This is a genomic window from Chelatococcus sp. KU-N122 (genome assembly GCF_055391085.1).
The window spans coordinates 6,608,010-6,624,178 of sequence record NZ_AP043981.1 but is presented as its reverse complement, the minus strand read 5'-3'; the positions used below and the strand labels follow the sequence as shown (position 1 = coordinate 6,624,178).

At 67.6% G+C, this 16,169-nt stretch carries 13 protein-coding genes; 2 read left to right on the top strand and 11 right to left on the bottom strand.

What is annotated here, in order from left to right:
• Positions 1-181: 181 nt before the first annotated feature.
• Complete coding sequence (gene otsA / locus ACZ5PO_RS30030; protein ID WP_464185997.1) at positions 182-1,603, top strand: alpha,alpha-trehalose-phosphate synthase (UDP-forming); 1,422 nt, start codon at positions 182-184, stop codon at positions 1,601-1,603.
• A gap of 208 nt (positions 1,604-1,811) precedes the next feature.
• On the opposite strand, the gene ACZ5PO_RS30025 is transcribed toward otsA, so the two are convergent.
• The 9 genes from ACZ5PO_RS30025 to ACZ5PO_RS29985 all read right to left on the bottom strand — a co-directional run bounded on the left by ACZ5PO_RS30025 (position 1,812) and on the right by ACZ5PO_RS29985 (position 12,648).
• On the bottom strand, positions 1,812-3,074 hold the full coding sequence (locus ACZ5PO_RS30025) for an SfnB family sulfur acquisition oxidoreductase (RefSeq protein ID WP_464185995.1): 1,263 nt from the start codon (positions 3,072-3,074) through the stop codon (positions 1,812-1,814).
• A 5-nt stretch (positions 3,075-3,079) separates the two neighbouring features.
• The gene (locus ACZ5PO_RS30020) at positions 3,080-4,339 is read right to left on the bottom strand and encodes an SfnB family sulfur acquisition oxidoreductase (RefSeq protein ID WP_464185994.1); all 1,260 of its coding nucleotides are present in this window, start codon (positions 4,337-4,339) and stop codon (positions 3,080-3,082) included.
• 178 nt (positions 4,340-4,517) lie between these two features.
• Positions 4,518-5,297 (bottom strand): ABC transporter ATP-binding protein, encoded by a 780-nt coding sequence (locus ACZ5PO_RS30015; RefSeq protein WP_464185992.1) that lies wholly within the window; start codon positions 5,295-5,297, stop codon positions 4,518-4,520.
• A gap of 19 nt (positions 5,298-5,316) precedes the next feature.
• Positions 5,317-6,666: an ABC transporter substrate-binding protein gene (locus ACZ5PO_RS30010; RefSeq protein WP_464185989.1), complete on the bottom strand. Its 1,350-nt coding sequence runs from the start codon at positions 6,664-6,666 to the stop codon at positions 5,317-5,319.
• A 109-nt stretch (positions 6,667-6,775) separates the two neighbouring features.
• Entirely contained in the window at positions 6,776-7,873 is a 1,098-nt protein-coding gene (locus ACZ5PO_RS30005) for a branched-chain amino acid ABC transporter permease (RefSeq protein ID WP_464185988.1), read from the bottom strand.
• Positions 7,874-7,876: 3 nt separating this feature from the next.
• Positions 7,877-8,758: a branched-chain amino acid ABC transporter permease gene (locus tag ACZ5PO_RS30000; protein ID WP_464185987.1), complete on the bottom strand. Its 882-nt coding sequence runs from the start codon at positions 8,756-8,758 to the stop codon at positions 7,877-7,879.
• A 7-nt stretch (positions 8,759-8,765) separates the two neighbouring features.
• Positions 8,766-9,536 (bottom strand): ABC transporter ATP-binding protein, encoded by a 771-nt coding sequence (locus ACZ5PO_RS29995; RefSeq protein WP_464197116.1) that lies wholly within the window; start codon positions 9,534-9,536, stop codon positions 8,766-8,768.
• An 8-nt stretch (positions 9,537-9,544) separates the two neighbouring features.
• Entirely contained in the window at positions 9,545-10,972 is a 1,428-nt protein-coding gene (locus ACZ5PO_RS29990) for an LLM class flavin-dependent oxidoreductase (protein WP_464185986.1), read from the bottom strand.
• Positions 10,973-11,412: 440 nt separating this feature from the next.
• Positions 11,413-12,648 (bottom strand): DUF6386 family protein, encoded by a 1,236-nt coding sequence (locus tag ACZ5PO_RS29985; protein ID WP_464185985.1) that lies wholly within the window; start codon positions 12,646-12,648, stop codon positions 11,413-11,415.
• Positions 12,649-12,906: 258 nt separating this feature from the next.
• Here ACZ5PO_RS29985 and ACZ5PO_RS29980 point away from each other — a divergent pair, with 258 nt between their 5' ends.
• Positions 12,907-13,275 carry a VOC family protein gene (locus ACZ5PO_RS29980; RefSeq protein ID WP_464185984.1) on the top strand — a complete coding sequence of 123 codons (369 nt, stop codon included), beginning with the start codon at positions 12,907-12,909 and terminating at the stop codon, positions 13,273-13,275.
• A gap of 161 nt (positions 13,276-13,436) precedes the next feature.
• Here ACZ5PO_RS29980 and ACZ5PO_RS29975 read toward each other — a convergent pair whose 3' ends face one another.
• Entirely contained in the window at positions 13,437-14,207 is a 771-nt protein-coding gene (locus tag ACZ5PO_RS29975; protein WP_464185983.1) for a prephenate dehydrogenase/arogenate dehydrogenase family protein, read from the bottom strand.
• A 386-nt stretch (positions 14,208-14,593) separates the two neighbouring features.
• A complete protein-coding gene (locus ACZ5PO_RS29970; RefSeq protein ID WP_464185982.1) occupies positions 14,594-15,964 on the bottom strand; it encodes a DEAD/DEAH box helicase in 1,371 nt (456 codons plus the stop codon).
• Positions 15,965-16,169 lie beyond the last annotated feature (205 nt).

Here is a 16,169-nt window from a genome sequence, read left to right as displayed (position 1 = left end):
GGCATAACCGAGGCATCATCGCGTCACTCCGATGTTGCGTTGCGGTGGAACTTTGGTCGCGAGAGCACGTTTGTGTCGTGGAGGGGTGGACGGCGCACAGGCTCGATGAGCGTCAGGCGGCAGGTCCGATCCGGGGCAATCGAAGGCTGGCCACCCCCCGTCGCAAGACAGGAGAGTGGCATTGTCGCGCCTCATTGTGGTGTCCAATCGCGTCGCGATTCCGTCCCGGGGCAAGCCCCAGGCGGGCGGTCTCGCCGTCGCGGTGAACGCAGCCCTTAAGCATCGGTCCGGCGTATGGTTCGGCTGGAGCGGCGATGTCGTCGACCCGCCGGAGGCGCGTCCGCGGCTGTCGACGCGGGGACAGATCACCTACGCAGTTACCGACCTTTCGACCGCCGATTTCCAGGAATATTATAGCGGCTTCGCCAACCGGGTGCTGTGGCCGATCCTGCACTATCGGGTGGATCTGGCGGAGTTCACACGCTCGGATCTCTCGGGCTACATCCGCGTCAACGAGACGTTCGCCAACCAGGTCTCGACCATCCTGGAGCCCGACGACGTCGTCTGGGTGCATGACTACCATCTGATGCCGCTGGCCCGGTATCTGCGGGCGCGGGGGCACACCAACAAGATCGGCTTCTTCCTGCACATTCCGCTGCCGCCGCCCGACATCCTGCGCGCGCTGCCGCATCACGCCGAGATCGTCGGCGCCATGGCCGACTACGACCTCGTCGGCTTCCAGACCGAGAACGACCGCGACAATTTCGCCCGTTACCTCATGGTCAACGGCGGCACGGTCGGGCCCGACGGCAACACCTACGACGTCCATGGCCGCAGCGTCTCGCTGGGCGCGTTCCCCGTCGCCATCGATACGGCCGGCTATGCCAAGACGGCCCGGCGGGCCAGTCGGTCACAGTTCATCGCCACCATGAAGGCAAGCCTGGGCCACTCGCAGCTGATCATGGGCGTCGACCGGCTGGATTATTCCAAGGGCATCGGCAACCGGCTCGAAGCGTTCGAGACGTTTCTCGACGATAATCCGGATTGGCTGGGGCGGGTCAGCTATCTGCAGATCACGCCCAAGAGCCGCTCGGATATTCCCGAGTACATCGAGATGGACCGGATGGTCAGCACCCGGGTCGGGCAGATCAACGGCACTTACGGCAACGTCTCCTGGACGCCGATCCGCTACATCAACCAGACCTATTCGCGCACGGCGCTGGCCGGCCTCTACCGGCTCGCCCGCGTGGCGCTGGTGACGCCGCTGCGGGACGGGATGAACCTGGTGGCCAAGGAGTTCGTCGCCTCCCAGGACCCGGAGGATCCCGGCGCGCTGATCTTGTCGCATTTCGCCGGGGCGGTGTCCGAGCTGAGGGACGGCGCACTGGTCGTCAACCCGCACGAGACGGAAGGCATGGCCGCCGCCATCCGCCGGGCCCTGGAGATGCCGCTGGAGGAGCGCAAGGTCCGCCATGCGCGCATGATGCGGGCGCTGGCCGCCAACGATATCGACAGCTGGGCGCAGGGCTTCCTGAAGGCGCTCGAGGATGCGCGCCCGCGCAGCAACCCGGTGAACAACATCCGCAGCCTGTTCGCGCTGTAGAGACTTGCTTCAGCCAATCCCAGTTGGCTGCTTCATCTCATTTGCGAGGAGCTCCGCACTGAGGTTTGAGTCCTTGAGTCGATGGATGGTCGGGTCAAGCCCGACCATGACGTTGAGAATAAAGGCTTTCCGTCTCCACTCGTCATAGTCGGGCTTGACCCGACTATCCATCGACTCAAAGACCCGGGCCTTCGGCACCGCCTGACGTCTACAGCGCGCCGTGGCGAGGCGGCTCGACGTCGTTCAGGAAGAAATTGCCGACGTGATGGTACTTCCAGCGCACCGGATCGTGCAGGGTGTGGGTGCGTGCGTTGCGCCAATGGCGGTCGAGCCCGAGCTCCTGCAAGGTCGAGCGCGAGCCGGCCAACTCGAACAGCTTGGTGCCCACATGGAGTGAGACCTCGGTGGCGTAGGCCTTCGCTTCCGCCACCGCGATCGACGCCTCGGCGACCGTGCGCTCGGTCGGGTCGGCGGTGGCGGCATCGGTGAAGCGGCCCGCCCTGGCGAGCAGTGCATTTGCGGCATCGACACGGATGGCGAGCTCGCCGACGGCATGAATGACGTGCGGGTCCTCGTAGCCGTGCTGATAGCTCGTTTCGAACCACGGCCGCGCGAACTGGCGCACGTAGGCGATCGTGTCGTCGAAGGCCGCGCGGGCGATGCCGACATCCACGGCGGCGTGGATGAGCTGCGCGACCGGCCCCTGCGGGGTCGGCACTTCGAACACCGGTTCGTGCGGAACGACCTGGAAGGCCGACACCTGGATATCATCGAAATAGGTGGAGCCCGACCCGGTCGTGCGCTGGCCGAACCCCGACCAGTCGTCGATCAGCGTCAGCCCCGGCATGTTGCGCTCCAGGAAGACGATGTGCTGGCGCTTGGCGTCGTCGATCGCCACGACGACGATCAGGTGGGCGAAGAGCGCGCCGGTCGAATAGAATTTCTGGCCGTTCAGCACGAAGCCGTCGCCGGCCTTGACGATCTTGGTCTGGTAGTCGACCGGCGTTCGCGTCCCGATCTCGACGAAGGCGTTGCCGAGGCGGTCGCCGTCGAGCACGCGCTGAAAATAGTGGCGCTTCTGCTCCGGCGAGCCGCCGAGCCGCAGCGCCTCCACCATGTAGAAATGGTTCTGGGGGATCTGGCCGATGCTGGCGTCCGCCGCGGCGATGGTGGCGACGACCTCGGCGAGCGTGACATTGGAGACGCCGACGCCGCCGAACTCCTTCGGCACGGTGATGGCCCAGAGCCCACTCTGGGAGAAGCGGTCGAGCTCGGCGATCGGCAGGCGGCGCTCGCCGTCGCGCTCCACGGCCCCCTCGCGGAACACGGCGGCGAGCGCCCGGGCCGCGTCGATGGCCGCCGCGTCGGACTCGATCCGGCTGGCGGGCTCGCGGCGCGGCGAAATGTGCGGCGCCGGCCGGCCCCGCTTGGGGGCTGCGGCCTGGTGCCGCTCGCGGTCGAGGTTCGCCATCGCCGTCAGAGCCAGGGGTGGCGCGCGGGCTTGACCCCGTTCAGATAGTAGTTGCCCACGTGAAAATACTTCCAGCGCACCGGGTCGTGCAGCGTATGGGTGCGGGCATTGCGCCAGTGGCGATCCAGGCCGTGGGCGGCCAGGGTCGAGCGCGTGCCGCCGAGCTCGAACAGCTTGTTGGTGGCCTGGATGGCGACCTCGGTGGACAGCACCTTGGCTTCGGCCGTCGCGACGGCCGCCTCGGCCACGGTCTCCTCGTCCGGCGCGACGAGGGCGGCGTCGATCAGCCGGGCGGCCTTTTCGAGGATCGCCTCTGCGGCGTGCAGGCGGATCTCCAGGTCGCCGATGGCGGCTATGGTGAAATGGTCCTCGGAGGCCTTGCTCTGCCCCGAGTCCACCCAGGGCCTCGCTGTCGTGCGCACGAAGGCGATGGTGTCGGCGATGGCGCCTTTGGCGATCCCCGTGTCGACGGCCGCCTGGATGATCTGCGAGATCGGCCCGGCCGCGGTCGGCCGGTCGAAGGCGCGGTGGGCCGGGAGCAGGCGCTCGGCCGGCACGCGGACGTTGTCGACGATGACCGTGCCGGATGCGGTGGTGCGCTGGCCGAAGCTCGACCAGTCGTTGACGATGGTCAGCCCAGGAGCGTCGCGATCGGCGAAGGCGAGGTGGGGTTGACCCTGCGCGTCGACGGCCACGATCGGCACGATATGAGCGAGCAGGGCGCCCGTCGCGTAGAACTTCCTGCCGTTGACCACGTAGTTGTCGCCGTCCTTCGTCAGCTTGGTCTCGAACTCCGTGACGACGCGGCTGGCCGCCTCGGAAAAGGCGTTGCCGAAGCGCACGCCCCTCAGCACCTCGCCGAACAGGAAGCGCTTCTGCTCGTCGGTGCCGTCGGCCGCAATGTGCTCGATGATGGCCAGGTGGTTCTGCGGGATCTGGCCGAGCGACGGGTCCGCCGCGGAGATGATCTTGATCACCTCGGTCACGGTCACGTAGGAGACGCCCGCGCCGCCGTAGGCCTTGGGCACGGTGATGCCCCAGAGCCCGCTCTGCGAGAAGGCGTCGAGCTCGGCGAGCGGCAGCAGGCTCTCGCGGTCGCGCAACGCCGCGTCCTTGGCGAACTCGTCGGCGAGCTGATGGGCGATGCGGATCGCCTCGGCATCGGTCTCGATCACATGGGCGGGGCTGGCGGGTCGCGGCCGGGCCGGAAAGGCCACGTCGGGCGTGTTGACACGCGGCGCCTTGTGCAGATCGTGAACGGTCATGGGAGCTCCCGCTGGATCGTTATGATCGGACAGCTCGGGCGCACGGTCTCGCGTGGACGGCCGCCGCCGCCGACCGAGGTATGGCGCGCTCGTGCAAATATTATAGGTGTGAAATGAATGATATGATTCATATATTCTGTCTATTTCGATTAGAGTATTGAATATAGAATAATATTGTCTATTCGCCTGCTTGCCGGCCGATTGGGCTGGGCCCTGCCGCGGCGCCGAGATAGAGCGCCTCGACGCCCTGGGCGGCCAGGTCGGGAGCCGTGCCGGCGGCGGCGACACGGCCGGTCTCCAGCACGTAGGCATGGTCGGCATAGCGCAGCACCAGGGCGGCGTTCTGTTCGGCCAGGAGGAAGCTCACTCCTTCGTCCTCGTTCAGCGTGCGGATGATCTCGAAGATCTCCTGCACGATGATCGGCGCCAGGCCCATGGACGGCTCGTCGAGCAGCACAAGCGTGGGCCGCGTCATCAGCGCCCGGCCGATGGCGATCATCTGCTGCTCGCCGCCGGAGGTGAGGCCCGCCCGGGTCTTGCGCTTGTCCTTGAGACGCGGAAACCACCTGTAGATCCGCGCCAGATCGTCGCCGATCTGCGCCCGGCTGGGGCGGCGCAGATAGCCGCCGGTCAGCAGGTTCTCCTCCACCGTCAGCTGCGGGAACACGCGCCGCCCCTCGAGCACCTGCACGATGCCGCGGGCGACGAGCTCGGCCGGGTCGAGCCGCGCAGTCGGCTCGCCCTTCCAGGAGATGGAGCCGCGGGTGAGGGCGCCGCGCTCCGACGCGAGCAGGTTGGAGATCGCCTTCAGCGTCGTCGTCTTGCCGGCGCCGTTGGCGCCGAGCAGGGCGACGATCGCCCCTTCCTCGACCTGGAGCGACACGCCGCGCAGCGCCAGGATCGCGTCCTCGTAGAAGGCCTCGATGTCGTTGACCTCGAGAAAGGCCGCGGCGGCCATGGCGATCTCCCGTGCGCGCTCAGTTCGACGTCGGGTCGGGGCGGGGCGTGATGCCCTTCTCCTTGGCGTAGGCGGCCGCGCGTTCGTAGATCAGCGGCAGCAGCAGCTCGCGGTCCGACTTGACCCAGCCGTTGCTGACGATGGTCCACGCCTCGCCGTCCCATTGCAGCACCTTGCCGGCGCCACCGCCTTCATGGTCCTTGATCGACAGCTTGAGCGGCTGCTGCAGGCCGTAGGCGCCGATCTCCTTCAGCCGCGCGTCGTCCAGGTTGAGGTTCTCGAGCCCCCACTGGCCCTCCTCGCCGTTGATCGGCCGCACGCCGAACTTCTTCTGTGCGGTACGGATGGCTTCGACCGCGATGATCGCCTCGTTGACGCCGGAGTTGTAGTAGACCGAGCCGAAGCTCTTGAGGTCCTTCAGGTCGCTCTTGCCCTTGTCGACGATGTGCTCCTTGATCTTCTTCAGGATCTCGAAGTCGGCTCCGGCGGGGAACGGTGTGATGGCGAGATAGCCCTTGCCCACCTTGCCGGCCGGCCGCACGTCCTCCTCGGACCCGGACCAGACGCCGCCGATGATGTGGTCCACGGGGAAGCCCACCTTGGCGGCGGTCTTGATCGCCACCGGCGTCATCACGCCCCAGCCGCGCAGGAACACCCAGTCCGGCTTGAGCTGGCGGATGCGCGCCCATTGCGCCGACTGGTCGTTGCCCGGATGCGGCACCGGGATCTGGATATCCTCGAAGCCGTAGGTCTTGGCGAGCAGCGCCAGCGGCGTCTGCGTCTCCTTGCCGTAAGGGCTGTCGTGATAGACCGTGGCGATCTTCAGGCCCTTGAGCTTGTCCTTGCCACCCTCGCGCTCGGCGATGAAGTTGATGGCGGAGGAGGCCTCGCTCCAGAAGGTGAACACGGCTGGGAAGCTGTAGGGGAAGACGCGGCCGTCGATGGCTTCCGTGCGGCCATGGGCGATGGTGACGAGCGGGATCTTGTCCGCCACCGACTTCTCCGTCAGCGCCTTGGTGATCGGGTCGCCGTGCGGCAGGAAGATCGGCACCGGCGAGCCGTTCTTGCCGCCCTTGACGCGCTCGTAGCACTCGACGCCCTTCTCGACCGCCCATTCGGTCTCGCATTCGTCCCAGAACAGCTTGATGCCGTTGATGCCGCCTTCGACCTCGTTGATGTAGCGGAGGTAGTCGATGGTGCCGGCCCACACCGGGATGCCGCTCGACGCATAGGCGCCGACGCGGAACGTCGCGAGCGGGAAGTACTGCTGCTTGGCATCGTCCGCGGAGGCCGGAAGGGCTGCGCCGATGCCGGCGGCGACAGCGACCAGTGCCGCCGCTCGTCGGATGCGGTGTCTAAGAATGCTCATGGATGTTTCCCCTCGATAGAGCCGTGGACGGGCGAGGTGCAGGGCCTAAGCAGAATTTCCGAGCTCGCCCAACGGGCGGGCTCCGAAATTCCGCAGCGTCTAAAAACTCTTAGCTGAAACTCCCGAACCGGAACCGTGTTCCGGTTCGCGAATTTCTGCTTAGGCGCCGCCAGGCGCGTTCGGCCAGCGCTGCAAGGCCGTTCGGCTCCTTGATCAGGAACCAGATGATCAGCGCGCCGAAGACGACACGCTGGAGGTTGGCGAGCTGGCCCGCGTCAACCGCGCTGCCGAAGAGGCGGTCCGAGACCTGGGAAAGCAGGATCGGCAGCAGCACGATGAAGGCTGAGCCGATGAAGTTGCCGACGATGCTGCCCATGCCGCCGACGATGATGATGAACATCACCTGGAAGGAGCGATCGAGGCCGAAGCTGCGCGCATCGACGGTGCCGAGGTAGGCGAAGGCCCACAGCGCGCCGGCGACACCGCACACGAAGGCGCCGACGAAGAAGGCGCTGAGCTTGCTGCGCGCGACCGGCACGCCGATCACGGCCGCCGCCGTGTCCATGTCGCGGACCGCGCTCCAGGCACGGCCCGTCTGGCTGCGCACCAGCCGTGCCGCCACGGCGGTGACCGCAACGACCGCGGTCAGCGTCAGTAGGTAGCGGCCGACCGGCGACGTGAGGTCGTGGCCCAGGATGGCAAGCCGCGGCGCCGAGATGGAGCTCGAGGTCGAATAGTTCGAGAACCAGCCGTACTGGTTGAAGATCCACTCCAGCAGGAACTGCGCCGCCAGCGTGGATGCCAGCAGGTAGAAGCCTTTGATGCGCAGGCTCGGCAGGCCGACGACGACGCCGATGGCGCCTGCGATCAGGCCGCCGAGGACGAGGCTGATCGGCAGCGGGATGTCCGGCAGCCGCAGCAGCAGGTTATAGGTGGCGTAGGCGCCCGTTGCCATGAAGGCGCCGGTGCCGAGCGACGCCTGGCCGGCATAGCCCATGAGCAGGTTCAGTCCGAGCCCCGCCAGCGCCATGATCAGGAACGGAATCAGAATGGCGTTGAGCCAGTAGTCGGTTCCGGTCAGCGGGATGGCGACGAAGGCCACCGCCAGCAGCAGGCCGAGCGGCAGCGCCCGCGTGAGCCCGCGCCAGTCGCGCGCCGCCCGCGGCGCAACGAAATCCGCGGCGGCTTCCGATTCGGCCGACGACATCGGTCACACCCTCTCGATGGCGCGTTCGCCGAACAGTCCGGCGGGGCGGATGAGCAGGAAGGCGACGGCGAGCACGTAGACGAACCACGTGGAGACGCTGCCGCCGAGCAGCGGGCCGACATAGATCTCGGCGAGGGCGTCGGCGGCGCCGACGATCAGCCCGCCGACGATGGCGCCGGCGATGGAGGTGAAGCCGCCGATGATCAGCACCGGCAGGGCCTTCAGCACGACGAAGGTGAGCGAGAACTGGACGCCCTGCCGGGAGCCCCAGAGCAGGCCTGCGACCAGCGCGACGAAGCCGGCGACGCCCCAGACGATGCGCCACAGCCGCTGGAGCCGGATCCCGACCGACAGCGCCGCCTGTGGATCGTCGGCGATGGCCCGCAGCGAGACGCCGATGCGGGTCAGGTTGAAGAAGACCGAGAGCGCCACGACCAGTACGCCCGCCGTCGCGGCAGCGACGAGATCGAACTGGCTGACCAGGATCGGGCCGATCTCGACCGGCGTGTCGACGATGCCCAGGTCGAGCTCGTGGACGCTCGCCCCCATCAGGAGCTGCGCCATGCCTTCGATGACGAAGCTCAGGCCCAAGGTCGCCATGAACAGCGTGATCTGCGACTGGTTCATCAGCGGGCGCAGCACCACCCGCTCGACCGCGATGGCCAGCACCACCATGATGGCGAGGGTGACGAGGCCGGCGAGCCAGAAGGCGAGGCCTTGGTCGCGCAGGGTGACGAAGGTCAGCGCCGCGCACAGGACCATGGCACCCTGGGCGAAGTTGAAGACGCCGGACGCCTTGTAGATCAGCACGAAGCCGATGGCGACGAGCGCGTACATCACGCCCGACAAGAGCCCGCCGACCAGCGTTTCGATCAGGAAGGCCATGGCCGGCTCAATGGACCGTGCCGAGGTAGGCCGCGATGACGCTGGGATCGTTGCGCACCGCCTGGGGCGTGCCGTCGCCGACCTTGCGGCCGTAGTCGAGCACGACGACGTGGTGCGACAGGTCCATGACCACGCCGATGTCGTGCTCGATCAGCACCACGGTGGCGTCGAGCGTCGTGTTTGCTTCGGTGATGAAGCGGCTCATCTCGCGTTTCTCGTCATGGTTCATGCCGGCCATCGGCTCATCGAGCAGCAGCAGCGCCGGGCGGCCGACGAGCGCGCGGGCCAGGTCGACGCGCTTCTGCACGCCGTAGGGCAGGGTCGACACCACCGTGTCGCGATGGGGCGAGAGCTCGAGGTGCTCGATGATGGCCTCGGCCCGCGCCCGGAACGTCCGCGCCTCGGCCAGGTCGCGCGGTAGGCCGAAGGCGTGCTCGATAAGGGTCGTGCGGCTGTGGCGCGTCAGCCCGGCGAGCACGTTGTCGATGACGCTCAGCCGCTTGAACAGCGCATTGTGCTGGAAGGTGCGGCCGACGCCCCGGCGTGCGGCCTCGAGCGGGCGGATGCGGCGGAACGGGGCGCCGTCGAACACCACCTCGCCCGCATCGGCGCGATAGACCCCGTTGATGATGTTGAGTAGCGAACTCTTGCCGGCGCCGTTGGGCCCGATCAACGCGCAGATCTCGCCGCGTGTGACGGTGAGGCTCAGGCTGTTGAGCGCTTTGACGCCCTTGAAGGACAGCGAGACGTCGCGCAGCTCGAGGATCGGCCCGGCCACTGGGGCGCTCACTCGCCGACCGCTTCGAGCCGGCGCGGCTCCGCCTGGCGCGCAGCCGCTTCAGCGCGCTTGACCGCCTCGATGTCGCGGAAGCCGGCCGCCGGATGGCTCGCGGGCAGATAGGGGCCGTCGCCGAACAGCTTCTCGCGCAGCGTGCCGGGGCGATAGGCCGTCGGGTAGACGCCGCGCTTCTGAAGCTCGGGGACCACGAGGCCGACGATGCTTTCGAAGGTCTCCGGCGTGACCGCGTAGGCCAGGTTGAAGCCGTCCACGTCGGTGTCGTCGACCCACTCCTGCAGGATGTCGGCGATGGTCGCGGGCGAGCCCACGAACACCGGCCCGAGGCCGCCGATGCCGCCGAACTGCGCCAGCTCCTCGATGGTCCACGCCTTGCCGCCGCCCGCCAGATGCTCGACGGCCGAGACGATGGCGTTGGTCTCGACGCGGCGCACCAGGTCGGTCGGTGCGTACTGGCCGAAATCGATGCCGGTCCAGCCGGACATGAAGACCAGGGCGCCGTCGTAGGAGGCGTAGGACTTGTACTCCTCGAACCGCGCCTGGGCCTTGGCGTCGGTCTCGTCGACGATGATGGTGACGAGGTTGTAGGTCAGGATCTTGCGCGGGTCCCGGCCCGCGGCCTCTGCCAGCCGCCGCACGTCGGCGACGTAGCTCTTCAGCACCGGCTTGATCGGCGCCGCCACGAACACGCATTCCGCATGGCCGGCGGCGAACGCCTTGCCCGGCCCGGAGGCGCCGGCCTGGTAGAGCAGGGGGGTGCGCTGCGGCGACGGCTCGCACAGGTGATAGCCCGGCACCTCGAAGTAGCGGCCCTTGTGGCCGATCTCGTGCACCTTGCCGGGGTTGGTGAAGATGCGCCGCTCGCGGTCGCGCACGACGGCACCGTCCTCCCAGCTGCCCTCGAACAGCTTGTAGAGCACCTCCACGTATTCGGCGGCGACGTCGTAGCGGTTGTCGTGCCGCTTGAGGCCGCCTTGGCCGATGTTCTTGGCGCCGCTCTCCAGGTAGGAGGTGACGATGTTCCAGCCGACGCGGCCTTTGGTGTGATGGTCGGCGGTCGAGAGCCGGCGGGCAAAGGTATAGGGGTGCTCGAACGAGGTCGAGGCGGTGATGCCGATGCCAAGATGCTCGGTGGCGAGCGCGATCGGGGCGGCGAGCTGCAGCGGGTCGTTGACCGGAATCTGCGCCGCCTGGTGGATGGCGTGGTAGTTCGAGTCCTTGTAGACGTCGTAATAGCCGATCACGTCGGCGATGAAGATCCCGTCGAAGATGCCGCGCTCGAGCGTCCGCGCCAGGCCCTGCCAGTAGTCCAGGTCCTTGTAGGTCCACGAGCGGTCGCGCGGATGGGCCCACAGGCCTGGCGACTGGTGGCCGACGCAATTCATGTCGAAGGCGTTGAAGTGGATCTGCCGGGCCATTCGCGTCTCACCTCAAGTTGTTCGGCTGTTCGCTGTGCTCGTCAATGATGCGGCGCTTTGGTGTCGTGCATATTTGGCAATTAGAGCGTGTTTAGGTAAAATATAACGCTATCCGAGACAATAATGTTCGATCGCGGCGGCCGGTGCGATTGCCGGCGCTGCCGTCGTTTCGTTACATTGTGTGTTGAGGGCCGCAATCATCACATATCGGTGATAAATGACTACGATGTTGGCCTTGATTTTGTCAATGCGCCCGCAGTTGAAAGAAATAAATGACTATGTTGCTTGTGCAGCGGGTGCTGATGTCGCTCGTTTTCGTTCGCGACAGAGAAAAACATCCTGTATTCGCCGGCCTGCCGTGGATTGCTTTGTCATCCGCGAAGACCGCCCATCGCGGACGCCGGTGAATCAGGCTGTGAACGCGCTGAGAGAGGCGCCCGTCAGCGGCGCCAGAGGCGGTCCAGCAGGGACGGCCGCTTCGGCGGGAGGGGCTCGCCGGCGATGAGCCGCTCGATGCGGGCGATGCGCTCGCGTGCCGGGCTTGCATAGGTCTCGAGCCGGTCCGCGAGCGGCCATGCGAGGTTCATCAGCGCCCACGTGGTGACCGCCTCGGCGGAACGGAGCGAGGCCAACTGCTCCAGCTCGAACGAGGCGTGCCGCAACCGCTCGCGGACGGCGGCGTTGTCATGGACGTAACGCGTCAGCTTGTCCTTGAGCGCGTCGACCAGGTCCGGCGGGCACGTCATGTCCGGCTTGGCGAGGGGGGCGATCGCGACGGCCTCGAGCGGCTGCGGCGTGCCACCCTGCACGATGCGCACGACATGCTTGCCCTGCAGGCCCAGCGTCGGCTTGTCGTGCATCCGGGACAGGCCGTTGGCCCAGCTCAGGGCAGCGAGGCCGTTGCTGCGGAACGAGGGCGCTGCGACGAACATCTCGCTACGGTCGCGCCGGTCCTGCCGGTCGGATGGGAAGGCCGCCTCCGCCACCGCCTCGCTGACCGGCAGCCTCGCCTGCTGGCGCGGCAGCAGGGCGACGGTCTCGTCGACGATGAGGGCCGGCAGCGAGGCCGGCTCGGGCGCCGCGACTGGCCATTCGAAGGCACGGTCCCCGTCCACGCCGGGCGTGGTCCTGGCGGTCCAGTCGCGCAGGCCGCGCAGGTCCGGCGGCATGTCGGCCGCGGCTATGCCCGAGATGTCCGGCACCGGCGTGAAGACGACCACATAATTTGGCAGCGGCTCGGACGGCGCCTTGCCGTCGCGGTCGACGCCGGGCTGGGCATCCCAGGCGATGGGATGGACGGTGACGCGATAGGCGCCGTTGGCGAGCTCATACCAGTCGTCCGACGAGTCCGGGTCGGTCATCTGCTCCTCGCCCGGCAGCGCATCGGTGTTGTCGAGGAGGACGCGTCCGTGCCGCACGATCAGAGGAAAGTCCCACGGCGGGCAGGCAGACGCCTGCTCACGCGGCGTGAGCCCCTCGGTGGTCAGCCGCACGGAGTAGCCTCCGTCGGAGCCGGTGCCGAAGGCAACGAGCCGGCCTGCAGCGGACTCCCTGCGATAGACGAAGTCGTAGCTGTACCAGGCAATGGGATCCTCGTGGCGGTGGGCGAGGTCATCCGGGTGGAATAGGACGAGCGTGGCGACGTCGGTGCCGAGCCTCATCGTCTGGCTGCTCATGGGGATCCTCTCATCAGCACACACGGGGTGCGCATGGTCGCACCACCGCATACATCGACCGTGACAGCGCCATTGTTCCGTCCAGGCTGCAGCCACGCACGGTTGCAGCCCGCGCGGGTCGCCGTCTCGTCAGCCGGTTTCGGCCGCCGAAACGGTGTGTCACGATCGTTTGTATGGGAGCGCCAGAGCGGTTTCCGGTCGGATGAGCGCCGTCCGATCGGATCAAGAATGCTCAGCTGCGAAATGAGGAGCGTCGCAATGCTGGACCACGTCACCATCGGCGTCGGCGACGTCGAGCGCGCGAAAGCCTTTTACGACATGGCGCTGCGGCCGCTCGGAATCGAGCGGCTCGCCGGTGACGAGACGTTCGCCGGCTACGGCATCGGCCCGCGCGCCTTTTTTTGGATCGGCCACCGAGAGGCGCGGCAGACGGGCGCGCATGTCGCCTTCGCCGCGCGCGACAGGGCCACGGTCGACGCCTTCCATGCGGCCGCGCTGCGGGCTGGAGGCGTCGACAACGGCCCGCCGGGCCTGCGGCCAAAGTACCATCCGGACTACTACGGTGCCTTCGTGCTCGACCCGGACGGGCACAATATCGAGGCCGTCTGCCGCGCCAAGCCAGAGTGACGACGGGCGGGTCGACCGAGCCGATGCGACCGCCGCCGGAACGATCGTCTAGAGGGCGCGCCGTTCTCGCCTACCGCGACCGGTCAACGCATGAGGGACATGCCTGACGGTCAAGATAATGTATTAATATCAAATATTTAAGTCGCTGTTTGACGAACGGTTCATGTGGCTTGCTTGTCGGCCGAGAGGTCCGTCGCAAGCTGCGAGGCCAAAGTGACGAAGCGGCGGCGTACGTCCGCCGCGAAGGGGTTCGAGCGCTCGATGGCTTGGAACACTTCTGGCGCATCGTGTCGGACCATGCTGACTGCCTGCATGATGAGGTCAAAGCTCCGCGTGGTCATGTTCGTCGGTAGCGGCTCCATCGCCACGAGGACCTTGGCGATGAGGTGGGTCAACCCCTGCGCCGTCGCGGCCTCGCGGTCATGGGTGTCCGGGGTCGTGAGAATAGTCTCCAGGCCAAGCACTTTCCGGAGGAATGCGGCGGCACGCATGCCGCGCCGACCGCGGATCGGGCAAACCGCGATCTTTAGGCCGCGAATGCCGCCACGGACACTCTGCGGCCCGAAAAGCGGGTGCGTCGCGAGGATCTCGACGTGAGGCGGCAGCCCATTGCGCATGATCTCCACCGGGATCGTCTTCACCGACCCGACGTCGACGACCAAAGTGTCCTGCCGCAGATGGGGAGCAATCGCATCAACGACCTGGGCGAGGCTGGACACCGGCGTCGCGAGGATCACGACCGAGCACCGGGCCGTCTCCGGGAGGTCGGATTTCACCGCATGGCGTCGGTCGAAGGCGCCCGCAGCCGGCGCCGGATCGTAGGCCTGTAGCGGAAAGTACGGCGAAAGGTGCTCGGCGATCAGACGGCCGAACGCGCCGAAACCGATGATTCCGACTGATGGGCGCAGGTCGAAGGGGCTGGAAGATGACACGCGAGGACCTCTAGCGAAGCGAGGCCGACGGTCCAGACAATCTCCAACCGCCGGCGAGGCAGCGGCTGGGCATGACAAGCACTCCGCCGCTAAGGGAGCGGCGCGTAATACAGTCCGGAGGCGAAGATGGTGCTCGTCATGATGACGGGTCTGTAGGCGGAACGGATGTCGCGGTCAACCAATCGAGAAGGCACCCGTCATCGTCCGAACGACCACAGTGCCTTCGTCCTCGATCCGGACGGCCACAATATCGAGGCCGTGTGCCGTTCAAGGCCGGGCTGACGGTCCTCACGCCGCCGTGGTGGCCGCACCGACGGGACGATGATCATCGCGACGAGCGCGGCCGAGACGGCGTGATCCGCGACGGGCGCGGATCACGCATCCATCTACCGTGACCGCGGCGGTCGGCCGCGACCGGCGCGCATGAACGACATCTGCGACAGGTCCGCGCTGCCGGCCTCGGCCGGAGCGCTGCCGTGCGGGCGGGGGGCGGGCCGGCGCCCCTGCGGGCGGGCGCGGCCGCGGGCCTGCTCGCCCTCGTGCGGCCGGGCCGGGTGGGCGCCCCGCGGCGCCGGGCGGCGCTGTTGCTGCTGGGGCTGGCGCGGCGGCTCGGCCGGCGCGTCCGGCCCCGACGATTGGCGCGGCACGACGTCGATCTTCTGCCGGATCAGCCGCTCGATGCCGGCCAGCAACGAGCGTTCCTCGCTGGCGCAGAACGAGATGGCGGCGCCGCTGGCGCCGGCCCGCGCCGTGCGGCCGATACGGTGAACATAGGTCTCCGGCACGTTCGGCAGGTCGAAGTTGACCACGTGGGTGACGCCGTCCACATCGATGCCGCGGGCCGCGATATCGGTCGCCACCAGAATGCGGGTCGAGCCGTCACGAAAGCCGTCGAGGGCGCGCTGGCGCTGCGACTGGCTCTTGTTGCCGTGGATGGCGGCGGCGGTGAGGCCCACTTGGTCCAGGTGCTTCACCACCCGGTCGGCGCCGTGCTTGGTGCGGGTGAACACCAGCGTGCGGCCGTCGGTCTCGTGGGCGAGCACGTGGGCGAGCTCGTTGCGCTTCTGCGCCGTCTCGACGAACACCACGCGCTGGGCGACCTTTTCGGCCGTCGTCGCCACCGGCGTCACGGCGACGCGCTCGGGATTGTCGAGCATCTCGCCCGCCAGCGCCGCGATCTCCTTGGGCATGGTGGCCGAGAAGAACAGCGTCTGCCGCGCGCGCGGCAGCGCCCGCACGATGCGCCGGATGGCGTGGATGAAGCCCAGATCGAGCATCTGGTCGGCTTCGTCGAGTACCAGGATGCGGACGCCGTCGAGGCGCAGCGCACCCGTGGACATGTGGTCGAGCAGGCGGCCGGGGGTGGCCACCAGCACGTCGACGCCGCGATGCAGCTGCTGCGCCTGTGGCCCGGCGGAGACACCGCCGAAGACGACGCAAACCGAGAGCTTCACGTGCCGCGCATAGGCGCGGAACGAGTCGGCGATCTGGCTGGCGAGCTCGCGGGTGGGCGACAGGATCAGCGTACGACAGGTCCGCGGCTGCGCCCGGACGTTCTCCTCGGCCAGCCGATGGATGATCGGCAGCGCGAACGCCGCCGTCTTGCCGGTGCCGGTCTGGGCGATGCCCATGAGGTCGCGGCCCGCGAGCACGAACGGGATCGCCTGACCCTGGATCGGCGTGGGCGTCGTGTAGCCCTCTTCGGCCAGCGCCGCAAGGATGGGCGCCGACAGGCCGAGTTCGGTAAACTGTGTCAAAATGGATACTTTCGCCGCCGGCTCGGGAGGTTGAGGCCGGCCTTTGCGGAGTGCCCTGCGTGTCGGGGCCCCCAGGTCCTATTGGGCGTCGGCGGGGTGGAGCCTTGTCGCTCCGCACGCGCGGCACGCACGCCGTCGGCATGTCCGAACGCTCGGGCCGGAGTTACCGATTCCCAAGCGGTCCATCGACCGCCGTGGCGGCATG